23 protein-coding genes are annotated in these 24,548 nt (G+C 41.5%); 13 read left to right on the forward strand and 10 right to left on the reverse strand.

The annotated features are described in order from the left end of the window. The first annotated feature begins 6 nt into the window (after positions 1-6). The 3 genes from gnd (at position 7) to EES38_RS13205 (ending at position 3,287) form a co-directional block, all read left to right on the forward strand. The gene (gene gnd, locus EES38_RS13200) at positions 7-1,455 is read left to right on the forward strand and encodes a decarboxylating NADP(+)-dependent phosphogluconate dehydrogenase (RefSeq protein ID WP_124937677.1); all 1,449 of its coding nucleotides are present in this window, start codon (positions 7-9) and stop codon (positions 1,453-1,455) included. Between the two features lie 126 nt (positions 1,456-1,581). Beyond that, entirely contained in the window at positions 1,582-1,749 is a 168-nt protein-coding gene (locus tag EES38_RS22165) for a hypothetical protein (protein ID WP_166434265.1), read from the forward strand. Between the two features lie 311 nt (positions 1,750-2,060). Next, complete coding sequence (locus EES38_RS13205; protein ID WP_124937678.1) at positions 2,061-3,287, forward strand: aldose 1-epimerase family protein; 1,227 nt, start codon at positions 2,061-2,063, stop codon at positions 3,285-3,287. A gap of 85 nt (positions 3,288-3,372) precedes the next feature. Here the strand turns inward: EES38_RS13205 and EES38_RS13210 are convergent, their stop codons facing one another. Continuing rightward, positions 3,373-5,193, reverse strand: coding sequence for a diguanylate cyclase domain-containing protein (locus tag EES38_RS13210; RefSeq protein ID WP_166434266.1), 1,821 nt, complete (start codon positions 5,191-5,193; stop codon positions 3,373-3,375). Positions 5,194-5,465: 272 nt separating this feature from the next. Here EES38_RS13210 and EES38_RS13215 point away from each other — a divergent pair, with 272 nt between their 5' ends. After that, positions 5,466-6,389 (forward strand): homocysteine S-methyltransferase family protein, encoded by a 924-nt coding sequence (locus tag EES38_RS13215; RefSeq protein ID WP_124937680.1) that lies wholly within the window; start codon positions 5,466-5,468, stop codon positions 6,387-6,389. Positions 6,390-6,616: 227 nt separating this feature from the next. Continuing rightward, the gene (locus tag EES38_RS13220) at positions 6,617-8,647 is read left to right on the forward strand and encodes a methyl-accepting chemotaxis protein (RefSeq protein ID WP_124937681.1); all 2,031 of its coding nucleotides are present in this window, start codon (positions 6,617-6,619) and stop codon (positions 8,645-8,647) included. Positions 8,648-8,705: 58 nt separating this feature from the next. On the opposite strand, the gene EES38_RS13225 is transcribed toward EES38_RS13220, so the two are convergent. Then, positions 8,706-9,167, reverse strand: coding sequence for a TetR/AcrR family transcriptional regulator (locus EES38_RS13225; protein WP_124937682.1), 462 nt, complete (start codon positions 9,165-9,167; stop codon positions 8,706-8,708). A gap of 333 nt (positions 9,168-9,500) precedes the next feature. On the opposite strand from EES38_RS13225, the gene EES38_RS13230 reads away from it, so the two are divergent. Together EES38_RS13230 and EES38_RS13235 are read left to right on the forward strand one after the other, a co-directional pair. Further along, the gene (locus EES38_RS13230; protein WP_124937683.1) at positions 9,501-9,803 is read left to right on the forward strand and encodes a YfcZ/YiiS family protein; all 303 of its coding nucleotides are present in this window, start codon (positions 9,501-9,503) and stop codon (positions 9,801-9,803) included. A gap of 131 nt (positions 9,804-9,934) precedes the next feature. After that, positions 9,935-10,528, forward strand: coding sequence for a hypothetical protein (locus tag EES38_RS13235; protein WP_124937684.1), 594 nt, complete (start codon positions 9,935-9,937; stop codon positions 10,526-10,528). A gap of 30 nt (positions 10,529-10,558) precedes the next feature. On the opposite strand, the gene EES38_RS13240 is transcribed toward EES38_RS13235, so the two are convergent. Further along, positions 10,559-11,671 (reverse strand): 1-acyl-sn-glycerol-3-phosphate acyltransferase, encoded by a 1,113-nt coding sequence (locus EES38_RS13240; protein WP_124937685.1) that lies wholly within the window; start codon positions 11,669-11,671, stop codon positions 10,559-10,561. A 176-nt stretch (positions 11,672-11,847) separates the two neighbouring features. Between EES38_RS13240 and EES38_RS13245 the strand changes: the two genes are divergently transcribed. Both EES38_RS13245 and pyrC read left to right on the forward strand, forming a co-directional pair. After that, positions 11,848-12,444 carry a hypothetical protein gene (locus EES38_RS13245; RefSeq protein ID WP_124937686.1) on the forward strand — a complete coding sequence of 199 codons (597 nt, stop codon included), beginning with the start codon at positions 11,848-11,850 and terminating at the stop codon, positions 12,442-12,444. Between the two features lie 150 nt (positions 12,445-12,594). Further along, a complete protein-coding gene (gene pyrC / locus EES38_RS13250) occupies positions 12,595-13,623 on the forward strand; it encodes a dihydroorotase (protein WP_124937687.1) in 1,029 nt (342 codons plus the stop codon). Between the two features lie 37 nt (positions 13,624-13,660). Here pyrC and EES38_RS13255 read toward each other — a convergent pair whose 3' ends face one another. The 3 genes from EES38_RS13255 to EES38_RS13265 all read right to left on the reverse strand — a co-directional run bounded on the left by EES38_RS13255 (position 13,661) and on the right by EES38_RS13265 (position 15,988). After that, positions 13,661-14,572 (reverse strand): DUF808 domain-containing protein, encoded by a 912-nt coding sequence (locus EES38_RS13255; protein WP_124937688.1) that lies wholly within the window; start codon positions 14,570-14,572, stop codon positions 13,661-13,663. Positions 14,573-14,693: 121 nt separating this feature from the next. Beyond that, positions 14,694-15,500, reverse strand: a complete 807-nt coding sequence (locus EES38_RS13260) for an AraC family transcriptional regulator (RefSeq protein WP_124937689.1) — start codon at positions 15,498-15,500, stop codon at positions 14,694-14,696. Positions 15,501-15,580: 80 nt separating this feature from the next. Continuing rightward, positions 15,581-15,988 (reverse strand): OsmC family protein, encoded by a 408-nt coding sequence (locus EES38_RS13265; RefSeq protein ID WP_124937690.1) that lies wholly within the window; start codon positions 15,986-15,988, stop codon positions 15,581-15,583. A 703-nt stretch (positions 15,989-16,691) separates the two neighbouring features. Between EES38_RS13265 and EES38_RS13270 the strand changes: the two genes are divergently transcribed. Beyond that, positions 16,692-17,135, forward strand: coding sequence for a dCMP deaminase family protein (locus EES38_RS13270; RefSeq protein WP_124937691.1), 444 nt, complete (start codon positions 16,692-16,694; stop codon positions 17,133-17,135). Positions 17,136-17,169: 34 nt separating this feature from the next. Here EES38_RS13270 and EES38_RS13275 read toward each other — a convergent pair whose 3' ends face one another. Further along, positions 17,170-19,812, reverse strand: coding sequence for an ATP-binding protein (locus EES38_RS13275; protein WP_124937692.1), 2,643 nt, complete (start codon positions 19,810-19,812; stop codon positions 17,170-17,172). Positions 19,813-19,941: 129 nt separating this feature from the next. On the opposite strand from EES38_RS13275, the gene EES38_RS13280 reads away from it, so the two are divergent. Beyond that, on the forward strand, positions 19,942-20,382 hold the full coding sequence (locus EES38_RS13280) for a hypothetical protein (protein WP_124937693.1): 441 nt from the start codon (positions 19,942-19,944) through the stop codon (positions 20,380-20,382). Further along, positions 20,379-21,416: a sulfate ABC transporter permease gene (locus EES38_RS13285; protein WP_124937694.1), complete on the forward strand. Its 1,038-nt coding sequence runs from the start codon at positions 20,379-20,381 to the stop codon at positions 21,414-21,416. Before EES38_RS13280 ends, EES38_RS13285 begins: the two co-directional genes overlap by 4 nt. A gap of 1 nt (position 21,417) precedes the next feature. Here EES38_RS13285 and EES38_RS22320 read toward each other — a convergent pair whose 3' ends face one another. Continuing rightward, positions 21,418-22,032, reverse strand: a complete 615-nt coding sequence (locus EES38_RS22320; protein ID WP_208020444.1) for a LysE family translocator — start codon at positions 22,030-22,032, stop codon at positions 21,418-21,420. Between the two features lie 27 nt (positions 22,033-22,059). Further along, positions 22,060-22,494 carry an Lrp/AsnC family transcriptional regulator gene (locus EES38_RS22325; RefSeq protein WP_208020445.1) on the reverse strand — a complete coding sequence of 145 codons (435 nt, stop codon included), beginning with the start codon at positions 22,492-22,494 and terminating at the stop codon, positions 22,060-22,062. A gap of 160 nt (positions 22,495-22,654) precedes the next feature. On the opposite strand from EES38_RS22325, the gene yjeH reads away from it, so the two are divergent. Further along, complete coding sequence (gene yjeH / locus EES38_RS13295) at positions 22,655-23,914, forward strand: L-methionine/branched-chain amino acid transporter (protein ID WP_124937695.1); 1,260 nt, start codon at positions 22,655-22,657, stop codon at positions 23,912-23,914. Here the strand turns inward: yjeH and EES38_RS13300 are convergent. Then, the gene (locus EES38_RS13300; protein WP_124937696.1) at positions 23,909-24,406 is read right to left on the reverse strand and encodes a GNAT family N-acetyltransferase; all 498 of its coding nucleotides are present in this window, start codon (positions 24,404-24,406) and stop codon (positions 23,909-23,911) included. The genes yjeH and EES38_RS13300 overlap by 6 nt on opposite strands. Positions 24,407-24,548 lie beyond the last annotated feature (142 nt).

Genomic DNA, 24,548 nt, shown 5'->3' on the forward strand with positions numbered 1-24,548 from the left:
AAATAAATGAAAGGTGATATTGGTGTTATTGGCCTAGCAGTAATGGGGCAGAACCTGATTTTAAACATGAACGACCATGGCTTTAAAGTGGTTGCACACAACCGTACTGCATCTAAAGTAGACGAGTTTCTAGAAGGTCCTGCAAAAGGCACCAACATTGTGGGTGCTTACTCTCTTGAAGAGTTAGTAGAGAAGCTAGAATCTCCTCGCAAAGTTATGCTAATGGTTCGCGCTGGTGCTGTTGTGGATGCGTTCATTGAACAACTGACTCCTCTATTGGACAAAGGCGACATCATCATTGATGGTGGTAACACAAACTACCCAGATACGAACCGTCGCGTTGCTGCGCTACGTGAAAAAGGTATCCACTTCATCGGTACAGGCGTTTCTGGCGGTGAAGAAGGTGCACGTTTCGGTCCGTCCATCATGCCAGGTGGTGCACCTGAAGCATGGGAAGCGGTTAAGCCTATCTTCCAAGGTATCTCTGCAAAAACAGACGCAGGCGAGCCATGTTGTGACTGGGTTGGTAACGATGGCGCTGGCCACTTCGTTAAGATGGTTCACAACGGTATCGAGTACGGCGACATGCAGCTTATTACTGAAGCCTACCAGTTCATGAAAGACGGTCTGGGTATGTCTGCTGACGAAATGCAAGCTGTTTTCGCTGACTGGAACAAAACTGAACTGGACAGCTACTTGGTTGAAATCACCGCTGATATCCTTGGCTACAAAGATGAAGATGGTGAACCACTAGTAGAGAAGATCCTTGATACTGCGGGTCAAAAAGGTACAGGTAAATGGACAGGCATCAACGCACTTGATCTAGGTATTCCATTGACTCTGATTTCTGAGTCTGTTTTCTCTCGTTGCCTGTCTGCGCTTAAAGACCAACGTGTAGAAGCGGAGAAATTGTTTGGTAAGACCATCACTCCAGTGGAAGGCGACAAAAAAGAATGGGTTGACGCGCTTCGTCAGGCACTGCTAGCGTCTAAAATCATTTCTTACGCCCAAGGCTTTATGTTAATGCGTGAAGCATCAAACGAAAACAACTGGGATCTGAACTACGGTAACGTTGCACTAATGTGGCGCGGTGGCTGTATCATCCGTTCTGCATTCTTGGGTAACATCCGTGATGCATTTGAGAAGAATCCAGATCTTGCGTTCCTAGGTTCCGACGATTACTTCAAAGGCATTCTGCAAGGCAGCCTAAAAGCATGGCGTCAAGTTGCAGCGAAGTCTATGGAAGTGGGTATCCCAATGCCATGTATGACATCTGCACTGACATTCCTAGACGGTTATACAACGGCTCGTCTTCCAGCTAACCTGCTACAGGCACAACGTGACTACTTCGGTGCTCACACGTATGAGCGTACAGACCGTGCTCGTGGTGAGTTCTTCCACACAAACTGGACTGGTACAGGCGGCAACACAGCCTCTACGACTTATGATGTGTAAAAAATAGTCATAATTCTGTCATAAATATCGACTCAAAGTGTTATTTATGATTATAATTTCGCCCGAATTCGAGATTAACATTATGTTTTTCGCCGATTCGGGCGATTTTTTATACAGGAATAAATTATGTTTAACCACTTATATGCATTGGCACCCGAGCTGATAGCACAAGCTGATAAACCTCATTCTGTGCGAAAAGAAGCTGAGACTGAACGTGAAAAGTTAGTACGTCAGGCACAAGAGCACACTCTAAAACAAGAGAAACAGCTAGACGACCTCGCTAAGTGCGCTTAATCACGCACGACTATCGACGTTTCTGACGTAAAGGATTACGTCTTTCCCTCTCCCCATTCCACCTCATCATTTTCGTGGTCTGTCCTTGCTATCCTCTTTCACCCTGAAGCACACAAACAACCGCAAATTATTGATATTTATATAATTAATATATTTTGTGATGAGAAATCCACTTTTTCATCAAAAAGATCCTGAAGAAAAGAGCTGAATCACAACTGCCTGTTCAGCGTTTTGCGCATGAAAAAAATATCCGTATTTTAGTTGCTGAATCGATTCAGTAAACATAATTATAGATAATAGGATCAGAAAACATGAAACTTAACCCTCTACTTACAGCGTTAGCACTTGTTTCACCTTTCACCGTTTCAGCTGCAGAGTTTGTACTGACCGACACGGCAAATAATACCTACGTAGAAAACTGGAAAGTCTCAAATGACTCACTCAAAATGACCTCCAAGGCACCATTCTCGATCGAGAAAAAGCGTCTCCATGGTGGAAAACAAGAAGGTGTCGATGTACTGATTATTAATAATGGGGAACTCGAAGTTACCCTTGTACCAACTCGCGGCATGGGAATTTTTCAGGTTAAGAAAGAAGGTAAACGTGTCCTTGGTTGGGATTCACCAGTGAAGGAAATTGTCAATCCAACCTACATTGATTTAGAAAGTCGCAATGGCTTAGGCTGGCTCGATGGCTTCAACGAAATGATGGTTCGCTGTGGTTATGAATGGACTGGACATCCAGGCGTGGATGATAACGGTCAATTGCTTAGCTTGCATGGTCGCGCTCAAAATACACCAGCTTCAACGGTCAAAGTAATCATTGATGATGATGCTCCCCATAAAATCACCATTCAAGGGGAAATTTCCGAACGCACATTTAAGAAAGCCGAGTTAGTCACGCTTACCCAATTTTCTATCACTCCTGGGTCTAACGCATTTTCTATTAATGATACGTTAACCAACAAAGCTGATTACGACGACGAGTATCAGATTATTTATCACTCAAATTACGGTCAGCCGATATTGGAAGAAGGCGCGAAAGTCTACGCTGCAGCAAGTGAAATCTCTCCGTTTAATGACTACGCAAAAAAAGGACTTAAAAACTGGCAAACCTATCTGGCTCCGACCAAAGGATATGATGAAATGGTTTACAACCTTAAGCCCGTTGCCGATAAAAATGGAGACACATTGGCAGTATTACATAACAAAGCTGCTAATTTGGGCGTTTCTATGAAATTCAACGTGAAAGAACTACCAGTGTTAACCATCTGGAAAAACACCGATACCTTGCAGCAAGGTTATGTCACCGGAATTGAGCCAGGCACTAGTTATGCCTACAACACGAAATACCAACGACCACTAGGACTCGTTCCTACAATAAAGGCAGGAGAATCTAAACACTTCGACCTTACTTATACCGTGTTACCCGATGCGACAGCGGTGAAAGACGCAGTCAAACAAGTGAACACGCTACTCAATGGCAAATCAGTCAAGCAGGTTGAACAACCTTTAGTTGACCTTTCTAAAGTAGAATAATTATAACTGTGAAGGGGGGGGTAAAAACTCCCCCTTCATTTTTGCAGTGAGACTTAAAAAGATAGGTTATTGTGATATGAGTAAATCAGTAAAATAGATAGTTATTTCTACCTTCTCTTTTCACCGTATATAAAGCTTTATCGGCCTGTTTAAGAGCCTCATTTAGCTTTATATCCTGCTTGTCGATTTCGCTCAGACCAATGCTGACGCCAATCTTGACTTCAAGATTGTCACCTATTGAATAAGGCATTGATACTAACTCAACGATACGTTTGGCCATTTTAGTCGCTATAGACATAAGATTATCTTGACCACTTAAGATAATCGCAAATTCATCCCCACCTAAACGGCAGACTAAATCTGTTTCACGCACGGAACTTGTTAGTCGTTGGGCAACATCCTTTAAAACGCTATCACCAATACTATGCCCATAGGTATCGTTTACCGCTTTAAAATGATCAAGATCGATAAGCATGAGGATATGCTGCTGGGTATCTGCTAAACTGTCAGACAGGGTATCTACGTAGTCATTGAATAATGAACGGTTTGCAAGTCCGGTTAAAATATCGTGATGAGCCGCATAGTGAATTTTTTCTCTACTCTTCTCTTGTTCGGTAATATCTTCCGACGTACAAATCCAACCATCATCAGGTAACTTACTATAAAGCGCTTCAACAATTTTTCCTGACTTTAAATAAAACAGATGTCTCAGAGTTGTATCATGCTCAAACGCCTGATTCATACTTAACATAAGTTGCTCAGGCCCGATATCACTATTCTCATGTTCACAGTACATCATCAAAAACTCGACGAAATGCTGACGAATATAAATTTGATCAGGCGATTTTTCGTAAATCTTAACGTGTTGATTGTTCCAGTATTTCAGGCGTCCATTCGAGTCATAAACGGCGACTCCCTGTGGAATATGATTGAGAATCGCCGATAACTCCTTATTCTTCGACAAAATCAGACGCTCATTTTCGCTCATCTTTTGTTCTATCAATTTACGATCTGATACATCTTGGAACGCACCGATCAAACGGCACAACTCACCATTTTCATATATGCCCAGCCCCGTTGTTTTAACCCACATGTGCTTTCCCTGAGCATTAATAAATGGCAACTCACTTGCCCAAATACCATTAGAACTCAGTGCATTATTAACAGTATCTTCAATAATCTCTCTTGCCTCTGGAGCGAAAAATGAAAAACCCGCATCTAAGGTAGGTTTAAAGTCTGTATTCACACCAACGATTTCCCTTGTTTGTTTGGTCCAAAAGAGTTCATTGCTCTCAACATCAAACTCCCAACCACCAACACCAGATACCTTCGCGACTTCTTCAAACAAAGCCTGTTGTCGGGAAGACAACTGCCTTTCTTTTTCCATTTCTTCAATTGCCATTTGCGAGATTATCAGATTGATATTTGAACGTAACAAACCTCCGACTACCTGAGAAAAATTATGTAATTGTTGCTTCTCATAGACTCCCATCTCTTTGGAAGAAGTATCAAAAATACATAGAGCACCGATAATATCTCCATCGCTAAGTTCTATTGGGCATCCAGCGCAAAAATGAATACCTTTCTGCACCAAATATTCATTCTGCATAAAGTGGTCATCTTCAAGCGCATCACTTATTGTTACTAACTTCCTCTGTTCATAAACAAATCGGCAAAAAGAAAAAGGTGTAGTAATACTTTTTTCTTTCATACCAATTGAAGCAATTAAATTCTGTGGGCATTCTTTCGTCGAGTCATCACTCAGTGATAAGCCAACACAAGCACAGTGGAAGAAATCAGCAACAATTTGAATCAGCGTATCTAATTCAGGGAGGTGGTCGACGCGATTCTTTTTTAATTGAGTGACGGCATGATCGTAAGACGAAGATAATATGGATTCTTTCACAATAAAGTCATCCCCCATACAAATCCGAAACTTATATTTGAAATAAGAATTTCTACATAAATTAAGTTTGGCACAGAAAAAATTTTTGACGAATAATATTCGGCTGCTTTTGCGTTAACTTTGCTAATCACCACAGTTCATATCATTTTTCAAAACCTCTCGGCTAGCAACATTTCTGCAGAATATTCGATTGCACTACTTCCTACTTTACTTTATCTTTTTTTCGTCATATCCAAGAGATAAAGTAATTACTGCTTTCAAGAGACTATTTTATGAACAAATCTAATATTCTTATCCTCGATGGCGGGATGGGACGAGAACTTGAACGTCGCGGTGCACCTTTCCGTCAGCCAGAATGGTCTGCACTCGCAATGATGGAAGCCCCAGAAATCGTAAAAGAGGCTCATCTTGCATTTATTCAAGCGGGTTCTCGCGTAATTACAACCAATAGCTATGCGTTGGTACCATTTCATATTGGTGAAGAAGTGTTTGCGCAACGAGCTGAAAAATTGGCAGATCTCGCTGGAGTAAAAGCAAAACAGGCAGTGGAAGAATCCAAGACCAATACACTGGTAGCAGGATCACTTCCACCGTTATTTGGGTCGTACCGAGCAGATTTATATCAGGCTGGACGTGTCGAGGAGATTGCAACTCCATTGATAAATGGCTTAAAAGCTAACGTTGACTTTTGGTTAGCAGAGACACAAAGTTTGATTGCAGAAGTCATAGCGGTTAAGTCTGTTGTCGACAAGCAATGTACCGAGTCTAAGCCATACTGGGTTTCGTTCACTCTAGAAGATTCAGAAGAAACAGTCGTTCCTTTATTACGTTCAGGTGAAACAGTCGAGAGTGCCGTAAAAGCAATGGCAGAGCTGCAGGTGGACGCGATTCTGTTTAACTGCTCTCAACCAGAGATTATTGAAGATGCCTTAACAGTTGCTCGTCATACTCTGAATAGTTTACAGCAAGATCAGATTAAGCTGGGAGCTTATGCCAATGCATTTCCTCCACAGCCAAAAGACGCAACCGCAAATGATGGACTAGATGAACTTAGAGCGGATCTAACTCCTCCCGCGTATCTAGTTTGGGCTGAAAAGTGGCAGGAACAAGGTGCAACATTAATTGGTGGCTGTTGTGGTATCGGACCCGACCATATTCAACAACTAGCGGATCATTTCAACGCAATAATTAGTTGAAAAGTAAAGCAAAAGGCTGCATATGCAGCCTTTTTTATATATCTTACCCCTCACATAAATTTCTTTATTTTATGCTTTAAACTTGAATGAATATCTCACCAAGTAATTAACATTTGCTATTTTCCTTAATCGAAATCAATGTGCCACAAAAAATTCCCGATATATTTGTTTGAAAAATATTCATAACCGTTTTTATTGGATAGGCTTACAACTTGGGGGGAATCTTTGTGATCCAACTCTATAAGCATAAAAGTATTAATACTCAACTACGTGGCATCATGCTGCTGTGTTTAATCATCTCATTTTCCGTTATCGCTGTTTTAGTTTACCGCAGTAGCGCTCAGATTTTGCTCAATAGCATACTTGAGGATCATAAGGCCCGGGTAGAAGTCATCGCCAAAACAATTTCTGAGCAGTTTAATGAGTATATCGACTCCACCAAACTCTTAGAGTCAACGTTTGAACACGGCTACCTAGATAATTTACAAATTGAGAACACCAGTGTTGAGTTTAGCGGACATCAACTTAATAACATTTCTCACGAAGGAAGTAGCTTAGTCGGCAATTACGATGTTGTTGACCGTTTCACTCGTGATACTGGCGCTATCGCGACAATTTTTGTGCAATCCGGTAATGACTGGTTGAGAGTATCGACTTCACTAAAAGATACTAACGGTCAACGCATGGTTGGCACTGTATTAGGCCAATCTCATCCAGCCTTTGAGAAAATGCGTTCAGGGCAAGATTTTTACGATCAAGTCACGCTATTTGGTAAACGTTATATCACTTATTACCACCCGTTGATGAAAGATGGTCAACCTGCGGCCATTCTATTTATCGGCCAACCAGTACAAAAAGCAGCGGAAACTATGTTCCAAAACCTTAGCCAGCTCAAGTGGGGTGAGACAGGTTCTACATTGGTTGTTGATGCGCACGACAACTCCATAGGGACATATTTGTTAAAGGCACCAGGTTCATCTCAAACTTCAATCCTAGATGAGCGTGATGCCAATGGGAATAAAATATTTGGTCAAATTTTTGAGCAAGCTAATGGTCTTATTACTTATCAAGCCAAGTCAGGCGATCAAGTCCATGAAAAGTATTTGGTGTTTACTGACATCCCTGGATGGAAGTGGAAACTCATCGGTGGAACATATGTCGACGAGGTCACTCAGGCATCCCAAGAACTACTTAAACTTATCGTCATTATCTCTGCACTTGTTGGCGCTGCTACCTTCATTATCATTGCGGCTTTCTTAAGCAAGACAATCAAGCCGTTGATTACACTGAGCTCAATCATGGAACGAATTCGTGACGGTGAAGTATCGATGACTTTATCGGAGGAACGTACTGATTCAAAAAATGAAATTATCCAGCTCCACAGTAGTGTAAGAAGTATGACGACGAAGCTAAACAATCTGGTCAACGAGATTCGTACGACCAGTGAGTCCGTCCGCGATAAATCTAACGGTGTGTTGGATGATGCGAATCAGGGTTTAAGACAATCAGAACAACAGCAAGAACAAATAGAACAGATCGTCGCAGCTATCGAAGAGATGGCAACTTCTGCTCAGGGCGTTGCAGAGCAAGTTGAAGCCATTGCTGGTTACGTAAGAGAAGCCGATGAAAATACTCAATCTGGGCTGGAGTTAGTCGAAGGAGTTTGTATTGATGTTGCTCAGTTAAACGATCAACTCAGTGAATCCGCCAGCGCCATTAATCAGGTCAGTCAAGACAGCGGTAATATTCAATCAGTGACAAAAATGATTGATGAAATCGCAGAACAAACGAACTTACTGGCACTAAATGCAGCGATAGAAGCGGCTCGAGCGGGCGAGCACGGTCGAGGCTTTGCTGTTGTAGCAGATGAAGTAAGAACCTTGGCTCACCGCACACAAACATCAGTGAAGGATGTGGTTGATATCATTGATAAGCTGAACGTATCAACTCAACGAGCAGTGGCACTGATGAATCAGAGCCAGGAGAGAGCAAATAGCGTGATGGATCGCTCTCAGGAGGCAGGAGCATCCCTTGAAACGATTGCTGGACAAGTTCGTGAAATCGCCACCCAAGCTGACACGATTGCGGCCACGGCCGAGCAACAGTCAGTTGTGTCACAGCAAGTTGCTCAAAGCGCAACAGAAATCAGTGAACTCAATAATTTGAGTCGCAATAATAATGCTCAGACAGCAAAAAGCTCATCTGAACTCGACGCACTTGCAAACAATCTTAATAAGCAAGTGGAATTCTTCCACTAAACTAATATGGGCTGTAAACCAATAAAGCTCTCCATTTGGAGAGCTTTGCTTCATTTATCTATTCAAGCATAACGACCAAAGAATGCCCAAGCAATCTTTCCATCTCATCGTGCCCATCACTGCCTATGCGTTCAGACGCCGTTGAATACAGCATGTTAAGAACTTTTTGTGCAAATGACACAGACCGTTCCGTCATCACTATATGTTGCATTAGCAATCTGACGATTGCGACAAACCGCTCATCACTCAACGCAAATTTCCAACTGGTTCTCAACCCGTTGACACCGTGCGAGAAATCCAAATAGCCTTTGAGCTTTTGAACTATCTCATCGCTGACGGTATCGACAAAATCGATTTTTTTGGGAAAATGATGACTGATTCCCGTACGTGAAACCCCCGTTTGCTCACTTAAAGTCGTATAAGACATTTTGTCATAACCAATGGTAAGCAACTGTTCTACAACTGCTTCGGTAATGACTTTCACGGTGATTTCGGTATCTTCCTTACTCCGCTTTGGCATGGCTGGCTTCTTCCCTAGGACCTCACAGTAAAAGCCCAAACAACTGCCTCAGCTAAAGAGTGAGAATAATCGTCTTTGGATGTGTTTGAACGTTTGTTTTGGTGAGGATGGTATTGTTAAAAGTTTCGACCCGTATTCATAGTGACACTGGGATCATTATCATCAATTCTTAGATTAAATTTCTGCTACCAGAGCGACAGACACAATATCATTTATGAGATACTAGTCACATATTAATCCTATTAAAAAATTCTGCCTTATTTATTTTTACTGCTGGCGTTTATAGGATCACTAACGTTAAAATACCCTTATTATTTATAAGAGGATTTCCCTATGAAAAACGAAACATACGTAGAAAATGAAGTTTGCGAAGCATGCGGCGTTGCAGGAGAAATGGGGTACATCATTAAAGAAGGTGATGACGTAGCAGATGTTACCATCGTAGCAAACAGCAAAGCATTACTTGAACAAGAATTTGCTAAATACGTTGAACTGGCAAAACAGGTCAACGCAAATGTTGAGTATGAACACTCCCCTATTGACGAACACGCCAAAGAGCTGACTGGTCGATTTAAATTTGAAGTTAGTGCAGAAAAACTCATCTTCGAATTAAAATCACGCTCACTTTCTCGTTAATCTGTTGTCGCTGTTCTTAATCCGTACTTCACCTTAAGAACAGCGCGTATAACTTACCTGTCACACCGCTAATTGCAGACTCTAATGTTATCCGCCATACTGGCTTTACCGTCATTTGACCTTTTAAACGTATGCGCTATTTTTTGTTACTTCTGCTAATGACAGCGAATCTGGGTGTTGCTCAGCCTTTAGATAGCTACGACATTCTTAACTATCTGGATAATTATGGTAACTTGGATTTAAGTGGAAAACCGGTTGACTCTATTCCCAGTGGTTTAACGATAAAGCGAGATCTCAATATCTCACGAACAGCGATCCCCTCGCTACCCGGTGGCTTAGATATTAAGGGCAGCCTTGTCGCTACAAACTGCGAATTAAAAAAGGTTCCGCGTGATCTGAAAGTGGGTGGTTCTGTTAATTTGTTGGGCTCAAAAGTCACTGACTGGCCACGAGGTGTTAAGGCCGGTGGCTATCTCAACTTCACAGATACTCCCTTGGCAAAGCTCCCCAACAATCTTAGGGTCAAAGGCGATTTGAGTGTGATAAGGACACCACTGACAACGTTGCCTAATAATCTGAAAGTGGATGGCAACTTGTACATCGGCGGTTCAGGAATAACAGAGTTTCCAGAAACAATGTCGGTGAAAGGCAATATCTATCTCGGCGGCAACAGCATTACCACTTGGCCGAAAAATCTGACTTTGGGTGGCGCGGTTTCAAAATAAAAAGCCGGGAAATGTCCCGGCTTCTATAGTTTATGGATTTTCTTTATTTTTAACTGGATTAGCGTAACTCGCAACGAGATGCGAATGAGCACCTTCCGGTAACTTTTCTAGCTTACGTTTAAGATTACTTCGGGTTTCCGGCGTAATCGTGTCAGACTCTTTACCAGCGGCCAGTAAATTCATTGGAAATAGTTCGTAGTGTTCATGAATTTGTCGATCGATTTCTTGTGCTAATTCATCTGGCGTTTCAAAATCACCATCAATGACATCACCAAAGGCGACGTTGACACGGCCCTTAAAACCGACGATGCCCTGAATGATACTTTCGATATCTTCAAACTCGCTTTTCTCATATTTGCCGTGTGTTTCTTTTTCATACAACTCACGAGCCTTCGCAATATCGCACGGATCGTTTTCATACGAAATCGAGACTGGCACAATCTTTAATGTCTTTATGTATTCCGCAAAGGTCATTTTCTGTTTCTTACCTTCAACGTAAAACATTTTCAAAATAGCAGGATCAGTAAAATCATTCCCGTCTTTGGCGCGCCCTTCACGATGCGCTATCCAAATAGAGTTTCCAGTATCGATGGAGTGCTTGATATAACCAGAGAGCGTTACTAAAGCCTTCATCATTTCTCGTGGGCCCTTCGCTGAACGCTTAACGATAAAACTCTTATTAAGCTTCATCAACTCAGTCGCACAAGGTTTTCTCAGCAAGTTATCACCAATGGCGATACGAACGGTTCGATGACCTGTTAAATGCAAGCCATAGTTGACCAAAGCAGGGTCCATCGCGATATCTCGATGATTGGAGACAAATAGATAGGATTCATTTTTATCCAGTTTCGTCAAGCCAGTGTAGTTCACACCGTTTGTTGTCGTTTCTAGAGTTTTATCCAGATACGTTTTGACTTCACGCTGAATCGCGTCAACTGACGTTAGCTTCGCCCATTTAAAACGTAAAGTAAGTTTGATAAAAGGGCTCAAGAGGGATTTAACCCAACTTGGCTTTTGCTCAAAACGATGCTGGATAATCGCGTTGATGAATTCATCGTCGTTAAGCAAGCGGCTAAGCGCAGCCGGAATTTCATCGTCATTATAAGGACGAATCTCTTGGTATGGATCGTTGGTTGAAGTCATAAGTCATTACATAATATAAAAAACGCGCTTATTCTACGCGTTGTTGGTGTCTACCGCAGCTAACCATTGCAAATAAAACAAGAGGTCAGACCAGACATTTAATTTATCTTAAGCCTAATTGGCTTTTACGGCAAGAAAAGGTACCCTAGGCACGTTATCAACTTGTCGAAGTTCCCATGCATTATCTAATTGAAGTAAATCAGCAGAAACCTGGAAAACTGATCGTTACCGGACGCAAACCATCATTAAAACATTCTCTTATTCTGGTTCAGTCTGGCGTCGTTCTCTGTCGTCTTGGCAAGCTGGAATACGCTATTCAAGCAGGTGAAGCATTTTGGTTACCCTTTGATTGCCTTACATCTTGGACCATTTTTCCGAACACCGACTTTATCGATATCACGGTATCAGCACGTACTCGCACAAGATTGCCAAACGAATCAGGTTACGTCTCTCGATCAGAGTGGCTAAACCAGTTGATTCAAAAAATGGTGAAAACTGATAGAGCATCGAATGTTTACCCGTCATTATCTAACGTTCTTCTCAACAGTTTGTCAGAAATAGCGCCATCGCTTTATCAATCTGCAGCGACTAAGCTCATTTCCACATGGAATCCTGACAACCCGATAGAGAATAAAGAGATAAATGACATTCTTTTGGCTCGTGAGATCTTTAAACTAAAACAGTCGGGCAAGAAACCACAAATGATCGCAGATCAACTACTCAATGGATCTCTAACAACCTTAGAGAAGATTTCTAAACAATACCTGCCATAATGGCAGGTATTGTTTTATATGGGGAAGAAAAATTCTGGATGAAATCCATTACTTTTTCTTCTATCATCCTCTGGAAATTCATTGCTGCGTTCTATTCTCAACATAGACGTTGACTGTTTTATACTCAAATCACGGTGGGAGCCGCTCTATATGACTACTCTAACAATCACACGACCAGACGATTGGCATATACACTTACGTGACGGCGAGGTCTTAAATGACACCGTACGTGATATTAGCCGTTACAATGGGCGCGGATTAGTCATGCCAAACACGGTTCCTCCAGTGACTACAACTGAGATGGCACATGCTTACCGTGAGCGCATCATGAGCTGTCAGCCTCATGGCGACTTTACACCGCTAATGACACTGTATTTGACAGATAACACAACAGCAGAAGAAATCCGTAAAGCCAAAGCATCAGGTATCGTGGTAGCGGCTAAATTATATCCTGCAGGCGCGACAACGAACTCCGATTCGGGTGTTACATCGGTGAAAAACATCTATTCAGCGTTAACAGCCATGCAGGAAGAAGGTTTATTACTTTTAGTCCATGGCGAAGTGACGCATCATGACGTCGATATTTTCGACCGCGAGAAGAAATTCCTTGAAACTGTACTTGCACCGATTGTGAACGATTTTTCGGGATTAAAGGTCGTTCTTGAACACATCACAACAGAAGATGCGGTGAAGTTCGTTGAACAAGCTGGACCTAATGTTGCGGCGACAATCACCGCTCACCACTTGATGTATAACCGCAACCATATGCTGGTCGGCGGGATAAAACCACACTTCTATTGTCTGCCAATCCTAAAACGCAACACCCACCAGAAAGCTCTGGTTGCAGCCGCCACATCGGGCAATAAAAAGTTCTTTCTTGGTACCGACTCAGCACCTCATGCAAAAGGGCAAAAAGAATCGGCTTGCGGTTGTGCTGGATCGTATACGGCACACGCTGCACTTGAGTTATATGCGGAAGTGTTTGAAGCAGAAGGTAAGTTGGAACACCTAGAAGCCTTTGCAAGTTTCAATGGTCCTGATTTCTACGGTCAGCCTCGCAATCAAGATACAGTCACCCTGGTAAAAGAGAGTTGGACAGTACCAAGCTCAATGCCATTTGGTAAAGATATCGTTGTGCCAATCAAAGCTGGCGAAGACGTTCTCTGGACAGTGAAATAATGATGAATAAACGGGAGCAAACGCTCCCGCTTCTATTTTAGTGTTTAACAATCCCTGTAACTTTAAGAACGCCTACAAGCAGCAAACCCAATATCAGCCCTACGATACCATTTGCGAATACCAACAGAGTTGAATGCAGCAATTCAGGAGCAGGACTAAGCGCCATTTCGACCACATGATGAATGAAAGATATGTGGTGCACAACAATCCCACCGCCCACTAAAAACATGGCTAGCGTGCCGACAATCGTTAATAACTTCATTAGCTTTGGAGCGAATGCAATTAAGCCACGACCAATGGCAAGAAGAACACTGTTATTCTTGAACTTCCGCTCAAGATAGAAACCTAAATCATCAAGCTTCACAATACCCGCGACAACACCATAAACGCCGACTGTCATAATAAACGCAATCAAGCTAACAACGATAATTTGTTCTAGCATGGGTTTATCTTGAACCGTCCCCAGAGCGAGAACAATAATTTCGGAAGACAGTATGAAATCAGTACGAATCGCGCCAGAAATTTTTTTCTTTTCGTACTCTTCAAGACTACCCTGAGCTAGGCGCTGTTCTGCCTTTTGTTCCTGTGATAAACCTGTATCTGCTTCATTCTTATGGAAGAACTTCTCTAATACTTTCTCAGCACCTTCGAAACAAAGATAGGAACCACCTAGAATCAACAGTGGCATAATCATAACAGGTAAAAAAGCACTTAATAACAACGCAATGGGGACCAATATGACCTTATTACGCAGTGACCCTAATCCAACTTTCCATACAACTGGCAATTCTCTTTCGGCTGCGACTCCGGTGACCTGTTGAGCATTGAGAGCGAGATCATCACCTAAGACACCTGCAGTTTTCTTAGCCGCCACTTTGGACATCACGGCTATATCATCCAGCAACGTTGCAATATCATCTAATAATGTTAACAGACTCGAAGCAGCCATATATGTTGAGCACCTTTTATAATTTCTTAAGAATTTTATTCAACTATCATGGCATTGATTAGAAGAGAAAACGATGGTTATAGATGAAAATCACATAACATTAACGTGCGACATGTGTATATCAGGAAAAACTCAGTTTATTTTTATATTGGTCGGGGGTAATACCTGAGTATTTTTTAAACATGGTAATGAAGGGACTGGCCTGATGATAACCCAATGTCAAAGCAACTTCCTTTACCGAACACCCACTACGCAGTAATTCCATAGAATAGAGATAACGCACGCGTAGACGCCACTCGGTAAAACTCATACCTAATTCTGTCTGACAACAACGAGCTAACGTGCGCTCGGTGGTATGGACTGTTTCTGCCCACTGTTTCAGAGTTGTGGTGTCTGCTGGATTATTTTCAACCGCAGCAAGTATTGGTGATAAATGCTTATGATGTGACGTGGGAATAAAGTGCTGTTCGACCTCCTGAAGAGCCAGCTGATCTAACAGGACTTTGATAAGTCGCTTGTCAGCCTCTGTTTTCGCCACAGAAATTTCTCGCTGACGAAAATCTTCGATAATCGCCGTTATAATTGGCGTAACACGAATCAGACTTGATTTTACAGGAAAGCTCTGGGTCAAACTCGACTCAATATTCAACGAACAATATTCGATTGGCTTACGATTATAGCTCTTATGAGAAACCCCTGCAGGTATCCAGATCGCCAAGTGTGGCGGAGCAAGAAAACGCGTGTTCTGCGCATCAATTTCTAAAATGCCACCAGAAATTAACTGTACCTGTCCCCATGGGTGACTGTGAATCCGAGTTTCTGTATTTGATACAAATTCTTCGAAGTTCATGAACACATCTGCCGGAGCCTGCTCAATAGCAAGCTTGGGATGTATTCGCCTCGGAGTTTGGATTTCATGCTTGGACATTTTCAGCAACCGACTCTAATAAACACTCAACGAAGGGAAATAATTTTGATTCCCTTCGTCTTCGAACATGTAAACCGAACTTATTCGACTTCAACCACTTCCCATGAGTGACTCATCTTGACACCCGCACCTAGCATAATGCATACGGAGCAATATTTTTCCAAAGAATCTTTCGTTACTTGAGCAACCAAATCCTGATTCAGATTTTTACCCGTCACAACAAAATGAATATGGATTTCCGTGAAAATTCTTGGTGCAGTTTCTCTTCGCTCAGCGGTCAATTCAGCATTACAGTCGAAAACGTGTTGCTGATGCTTTTTAAGTCCGTCAATCACATCAACAGAGCTACAGCCACCCGCGCCCATCAGTACCATCTCCATAGGACTAGGGGCAGTTGCACCTTTGTTACCATCCATAACGATACTATGACCTGATTCGGACTGACCTAAAAACGTAAAACCATCCATCCAACGGACTTGAGCTTTCATGATATTTCTCCAGAGATTCACTAGTAGCAAGCATGCTAAATGGGAAAGGTAATTTCGCCAAGTGAAAATTGGCTTTCTGAAAAGAGAAAGCCCCATTAAGCTAAGCTTAATGGGGCTTCTATTCTACTTGCAGCAATCCGGCTACTAAAGTGCTCCCTGCATCTGATCCTTGATAGTTTGCTGATTCCTTCAGCGCAGTCCATTACATCGCCATCCTAGCGGTGTCCTTTGACTCTAACAATCCAGATAGAGACAGTTTCCTTACGCGTACTAAAAAATGTTGTCCTAACAAAACTTAACTACGCTTTACCATCCTAGCTAATCACTCTTCCTGAATGATTATATCTTCGTCCTGAAGATGACCAATCCTTGGGTCTTTCCTGTTCCTTGCCAACATCCTGTCGACAAGTACAGATTACCTAAACTCTCCAGAGAAAAACACCATGACGTAAAAATGACATAGAACAGAAAAATGACACTAAATATAAAAATATTTATTTATCATAAGCTTAATAAAATAAAGAGTCATATTTCACATGTAAATAGCTATTTTATCCTACACGGCGTGTGAGACATCTCTTACACGGACATTCCAAATCATCCCGACCTGATATTCCCCAAACTCGAATTATCTGTACCCTAATAATAGTCTTTCCGCTATGATAATTATTATCAATGGCTATTCAGATACAGGATTAAAATAATGGTATCAAAATGGGCTAAACGCTTTAGTCAAATGGCGACTCTTGTCGGCTCTTGGAGTAAAGACCCATCAACTCAAGTGGGAGCTGTAATAGCAAAAAATAACCGCATTATCTCGGTTGGTTTTAACGGTTATCCTCATGGTATTTCTGACAGCGCTGATACAGATGATCGTGAGATGAAATATCTAAAGACCCTGCATGCGGAAGAAAATGCCATTCTTTTCGCTAAAAGAGATCTCGACGATTGTGATATCTACGTAACTCACTTCCCCTGCCCTAACTGCGCCGCAAAGATTATCCAAACTGGAATAAGCGATGTGTACTGTCCCGAACAAAGTGAAGATTTTCTATCTCGCTGGGGAGAAAAGGTAAAAATTAGTGAGGATATGTTCAATCAGGCTGGCGTTAGGGTTCATTGGCTCCCTTTAAGCGAATTAGACTGATAAGGAAAGTCATGTACGCAACATGACTCTATTGTTAGCTGATATTAAATTTCTCAAAAATACCGTAAAGCTGTTCTGACTTATAAGGCTTAGGCAGATACGCATTCATACCGGCTTCAAAGCACTTAGTCACGTCTTCGTCTAGCACACTGGCTGTTAACGCAATGATAGGAACTGGTGCTTTGTTATTCTGCTCTTCCCATTCTCTAATTTTTTGTGTTGCAGTCAAACCATCCATTACAGGCATCATACAATCCATAAGAATGGCTGAATATTCAGCACCCTGTGTTATAATATCAAGAGCTTCCTGACCATTGTTGACGATCGTGTATTCAAGATCTGCTCTATCAAGAAAAAATCCCGCAATTTTCTGATTCATCAAATTATCCTCAACAATCAGAATTCGTCTCCCTAATGGAGCAGGTATATTTTCAATTTGATGGTCTTGCGGCAATTTATACTTAACGGCCGTTGAGAATTCACTTTTCAATAGTGTTAGGAACTTCTCACCTAAAAATGGCAAAGTCACGTTTCCATCCGCATTATTTGTCACTTCCTGAGACACAAACAGATGATGTTGCATTGTGATAACTTTCGCACTGGGAGCAATAAACCTTGCAGCTTGGATATCACTTAAGGTATTACGTACTAGATTAGTACAATATAGAATGCAGCTGGTTCGAGCAGTCTTATCCCCTTTTAACTCATCGATACTTTCCAACCGCTCAACCTGAATGTCATAGAGCTCGCATTCCTGAAGAATAGGCTCGACGTAAGGAGAACCATTTGCAATCAGAATCGTTTTCATCTCTAAATGTTCATATGGCTCATCTTCAACAGCTGATATAGGTAGAGAAAACGCAAACTGACTTCCCATATTAGGAATTGATTCAAGTGTTATTTTACCCTTCATCAGATCAATGAGCTGTTTACATATCGTGAGTCCAAGTCCGGTACCACCATATCGACGAGTGATGGTTGAGTCGGCCTGATGAAACGGCTCAAATATACTCTCAAGACGATCTTTCTGAATACCAATTCCGGTATCACTTACCGTGCATGTTAGGAGCTGTTTGTCCCAATCATAACTAACATGAGTCTTGACATATCCCTCGTGGGTAAACTTCACCGCATTAGACAACAAATTCATGAGTACTTGCTTCACCCGTACACCGTCAGCGTTAAGATAGCGAGGAACATTGGTATCGATTAATACGTGAAGTTCGTTTAACTGACTGAGGGCTTTAGAGTTCACTAGGTTCGTTGTGTTGTACACTAATTCACGCACATCAAACTGACTTGGAGATAAACCTAACTTTCCAGATTCAATTTTCGATAGATCAAGAACATCGTTGATAAGCACCAAGAGTGTTTGCGACGAAATCTCAATGTCCGTTACGATTTCTTTCTGCGAAGGTGTCAGTTCGTGCATCGTAAGAATTTCGGTCAAGCCGATAATACCATTTAGTGGTGTACGAATTTCATGAGATATATTAGCTAAAAACGCACTTTTCGCCTTATTGGCCTGAATGGCTTCCTCTCTCGCGATCACCAAGCTTCTTTCATGTTCTCGAACCTGAACGATGACTGCATTAAGGTTATCCGCAAATTCACTGAATTCATCCCGCCCATCAACTTCAATCAAGCCAACACGATCACACTTGCTATTTAGCCCGCGCATTGTTTCTAAAATTCGGGAGAGTTTTTCAGTGATTCGATAAGATGTGGTCACACTCACTGTAACAAGAATAAATAGAACGGCGATAACAACACCACGTGTAGCCCATATTTGCGAAGTGGCAACGTGACGCTGATGTTGAATATTAGCCGCTATCGTATTTGAGTAACCAGTAAATAAGTGGAGAAGTTTATCTACTTTTTGGACGTTGAGTCTGGCTCCCTCATCGAGAATATTGGGAGAAATATCCCCATCAAGAATTTTTGCTCTTAATAAACTGGCCTTTTGATAAGCGCTGTCAGAAAGGAGTGTATTAATCTGGCTGAGCTGATCATTATTAGCTGCATAATTGACAAAGTTTTCCCAAAATACCTGTTGCCGAGATATCACTTCGACGTATTCTCGCCTCACTTCATCAGACACCATCCCCTGCAATTTAATCGCATGCACAAGCCAGGCTTCTTTCTGCACCCAGTATAAGAACCAACTTAAATATTCAAAGTTTTCATTAACATAAAACAGCTCACTAGACGCACCATGAATCTTTAATTTGTTGATAGCAACAAGCACTTCATAATTCAGTGCAAATCCTAATTGCGCGGACTCTATTAATGACGTACTTTGGTCTTCCCCTACATTCGTCAAAAAGAGCTGAAGCTCTTTTAAACTGGCGTCAATCCCGGAGACAGTTTCTCCTGAATAGTATGATGTTATATTGTGAGACTCATTTTCCAGCTCAATGACAAGATTGCGAACGTCTTGAATTTGTTGCCTATTCCAGTGAACATTAGTTGCCTTGTCCGCAAACAATCGGTATAAACGGTTATTGAGATTCAAAGTTTCATCGATGAGTTCGATTTTATTTTCGGTAAGCTTGTAGCTGCTCAGATTCGCTGCAAGATGTTTTAAAATAATATAAGCACCAACTGACACAACGATAGCGGGTATCAGACAAAGCAAGACAAGGCGAGATTTAATTTTTAATCGTTTTAATAACATATCAGACGTGAACAACCGTTAAAGGCACCGAAATGGCGCACTTTTCTTCTCGTAAACTATAGACTATCTTAAAATAATAATATTGCTTCTAGTCCGTCAAAACATGGAAATTTGAGAACCTTAGAATAAATGTTAAAAGGAAAGCACTGGTTACTGATATTTTTACTACTCTGCGCCCAATCGGTTTATGCGGTGGAGTTTGTTGTAGCCACTCACTCCCATAATTTAAAACCTCTTACAGCGACACAGGTAAGAATGCTGTACCGTGGTCTTATTTCCAATGTTAATGGCTCAACAGTAAATCTGACTGATCTTCCACAACATTCTGCTATTCGGAAAGAATTCTACATTAGCTTGCTCGGAAAAACACCTATTCAAATGCAGGCTTTAAGAGCTCGGCAAAATTTTTCGGGGATGTCTCTCCCTCCATACGAGTTAATTTCAGATGAAAAGTCGTATGTTTTAGACTGGTTAAAAGAGAATCCGGATAATGTTGCCTATATTCCAAAGTCATGGGCGAATGATTCATTAAACATCATCTATCAGTTGAATTCGGAGGATACGCAATGAAGTATCTTTATATACTATTAACGCTGATGTTTGCTATTCCGGGATATTCACAGATTAATCTAACGGATGACGTGCGCCTTAGTGGTTTTGGCACATTTAGCTTAGCCATCTCCGATTCAGATGTTCCGATGTATGCATACCGCAATATCGATGACCATCTTTGTTACGACTGTGATAGCACATTTGGTGTGCAGCTAGATTGGCTGATAAGCGATAGCCTACGCAGTTCCGTACAAGTGGTGAAACGACCACAAGATTCGTTTTCTGACCCAGAATTAGAATGGGGATACCTCGCTTACAACTGGGATAACTCAACCCTTAAAGTAGGTAGATTACGATTACCGACATTTATTATGTCTGAGTACTACTATGTGTCGGCTGCCTATCCATGGAGCAGAACACCCGCTGATGTTTACGATAATATTTTAGGTATTACTCATTATGACGGTATGACTTACGAATGGTCTCATCTTTTAGACAATGGTGCTCAGATCCGCTTAGCACCCTATATTTCAAAGAATTTAAGCAGTAAATATAACTGGTACGATAACTATTACACACTCGACACCACACCCACTCGTGGTGCGACATTAGAGTACAGCAAAGACGATTCACTGTGGCGTATGTCATATCTGCATACTAATGCAACTCAGTATAAAGGCAGCTACAAGGTCGCTCATTTTAGTTTGGATGTATTATCGGCAGGCTTTAATATTGAAGACGATAATTTTACCTATATCGGGGAGGGAATGCTCGAACAGAACCTATTCGCTAACTGGTATCTCGGAGCGGCCTATCAATATGACAATATTCAGCCCTATGTGCAGTATGGGCAAAGACGGCGCCTATTTGAAAATGAAACCATAACCACAGGTGTTAAAGTCAATTTAGCAACAAATCTCTTTGTGAATCTTGAGTATACGCATGCCACCAGTTCTCACACACCGGTTAGTGGTCACTTTAACACCATTCAGTATCCTCACATAGATACCATTGCTAATTTGTACACTGTCTCTTTGTCGTTCCTCTTTTAATTTAAAGAGTAGCGACAACCCTTACTGCAAGTCCTAAAAGAACGATTCCTGATAATCTATCGATTAAAACCGCTTTAGAACGTAGCTTCTCCGTTACGGCAGCAGATGAAAGTAATAATGTAATTATTGTGTACCAACATCCATCGACGATGCACGGCGTAATAATAACAATAGCTCGGCTCGTCCAATCGTGCCCTAAAGAGATAAATTGACTAAATAATGCCATGAAGAACAATGCGATCTTCGGATTCAGTAAAGAGATCAACAATCCTTCTTTTGCTGATTGTAAAACCGGTACTTTGTTTCCTTGCTGAAGCTTAGCTGCAACTCCGCCTTTTGACTGAAGAGATCGCCAACCAAGGTAAGCCAAATATAACGCGCCAATTATACTAATTCCCTTAAACAACCATTCCGCTTTATGCAACACAATACTCAAGCCAATAACGGTAAGAAAAGCATAAACTGCAATACCCATTGCGTGTGCCCAGGCCGTAGCAATCCCATTGACGCGACCACCAGCTAAGCTATGTTTGGTTACCATAGCCAAACTTGGACCAGGTGACATCGCGCCCAGAAGACTCACAAGGAAAAGTGACAGCCAAACAGAAAGAGTCATTTTGAACACCTATTAGATCATTGATTATTAAAAAAACTGCCTGATTACCATATGGGTAACGACCTGACGCATATGTTTAAGCTGATTCAGTTGATCATGAATTTGATAGAGATGCTTCATGGACTCGACTTCCACATAGACCATCAAATCGGTTTCACCGCTGATACCGTAACAATGCAATATACCGCTGATTTGCTTTAGTTGCTTGGAATAATCTTCAAATGTTGACTTACTAGTTGAAGTATCAAACTTCAAAGCAAGATAGGCGCAAATCACATCTTGATCGGCCTTATCATTGATAATTGCTTTATAACCAGAAATGATACCGCTTTGCTCTAATCGCTTTAATCTTGCAGTAACCGCTGTCCTGGATAAATTGACTGTCTTGGCTAAGTCACTTACCGATATCCTTGCATTTTGCTGAAGTAATTCGAGGATATGTTGATCAAATTTGTCCCTCATTAATACAAAATTTCCTTTCAATTCAGTCCATAAGCAAACTGTCTCTTATTTTGAATTAACTTAGACAAAATGGCTAGTGAATATGACGATATGATTAGTGCATGAATATCACAGAACCGCTAATATTCAACGCAACTTATCCCGACTAGCCAAGATCGTAATGAACGAATTAAAAAAAGAAATAACCTTGGTCTCTGGCATTGCCCAGCTTTCAACCACATTGATGGGAACCGGTCTTTTCATGATTCCCGCTGTAGCAGCAACGATTGCAGGTAGACAAACATTAACTGCGTGGATTTTGCTATTTATATGCGTCTGTCCCATTGCTCTTACGTTTGCTAGGCTTGGAAAAAAATATCCGAATGCGGGCGGTACCTCTTACTTTGTAAAAAAAGCATTTAACGTTCGCCTGGAAAAATCGGTTGCCTGGCTTTTCCTCAGTGTGATACCCGTTGGTATTCCTGCCGCCGTCTCTTTGGCTGGCGGTTTTCTTCAACAATTACTTCCTAATCCAATAAGTACTCCAGCTATAGCAGGTTCGCTAACTATGCTGCTTCTGCTGCTCGTAAATTTAATGGGCTCAAAGTCAAGTGGTCGACTACAGACCTTCATTGCACTTGGAATCATGCTGCTTATATTTGGACTTTGGTTCAAAGGCGATGTAGTACCGTTAGATGCCGTTCTTCCTGATTTCTCACAGAATGCGATACCAGCAATATCCTCGGCTTTAGGTGTGATGTTTTGGTGCTTTGTTGGTATAGAAGCCTTTGCTCATATGGGGGAAGAGTTTAAAAATCCCGCCAGAGATTTTCCCATTGCTATTATTATTGGTTGCCTAGTTGCCGGTGTTATTTATTGGGCGTGTACAGTCATTGTTTTGAAGTATGGCGCTTATGGTAGCTCTGAATTCGAAAATACGTCGATTCCCTGGCTAAGCGAAAAAATCTTTGGTGGCCAAATTTCAGTGATAGTGAGTGTGATTGGATTTTTTGCCTGCTTTGCCAGTATTAATCTTTATGTGCAAAGCTTTGCTAGAATGGTATGGTCCCAAGCACGAGAGTACAAACCTAACAATGCACTAACTCATCTTTCGTCTAGAGGTGTGCCAGCAAACTCAACCTATTTGGTTATGGGCATTATAGCGCTATCTTTTTATATCGGAGAGATTTCAGGTATAAGGTTAGAGCAGTTTTTGAAAATGGCCAACGGCATATTTGTGTTGATCTACCTTTTGGCCATGTTTAGTGCCGTACGCTTACTAAGCGGATTGGCCAAACTCTTAGCTTTGATAGCATTAGTGTTCTGCACTATCGTATTTATATGCTTGGGCTGGTCTGCAATGTATGCTTTAGCATCATTTATACTGTTCGCGTTACCTTTTAAAAAGTCTACGCCAACCTCTCAGCAAGCAGAATTATAAATCTTCAATCTCTTCACGGTATAGACGGAGTCCCCGAGCCTGATAATTGCTCAGTGCTTGGGGATGATCAAGACTGCATGTATGGACCCACACACGTTTCACTCCATTAAACGACCACGCTTTTTCAATCGCTTGAGATAAAAAGTATCCCCCTAAGCCTTTGCCAATAAATTGGGAAGCCAAACCGAAATAATTTATTTCAACACTGCCTTCATCATCCATTTGCAACTCAAAATACCCGGCAATAGAACCTTTCCAATAGCCTATCCACGTTCTCATTGAAGGTTGTGCCACATACTCAAGCCATTGAGCGTCATTCCAACTCAATTTATCATTCCACTGCCAAGCCTGACCAACGTACTGATATAAAAAACGGTTGACTTGCCAACTATCGATCTCACATTCCTGCACGACTAATTGCTGGCTATTCTCCTTTGCTTTGAGTTCCGCTGAAGAGAGCATTTCAAGATAATAGGTTGTGACTTTTGACATGCAATGTTGTTCTCAAAATTCGTGAATAATGCCTAAGGATACCATAAACATGGCTTAAACCAGCGATTGATCAAATAGCAGGCTTTCAACTGGCTTGAAAAAGAAATAAATATTTCATAGGAATAGAATCTCCAGTAGAATT

The organism is Vibrio viridaestus (assembly GCF_003856525.1).
Taxonomy (GTDB): Bacteria; Pseudomonadota; Gammaproteobacteria; order Enterobacterales; family Vibrionaceae; genus Vibrio; species Vibrio viridaestus.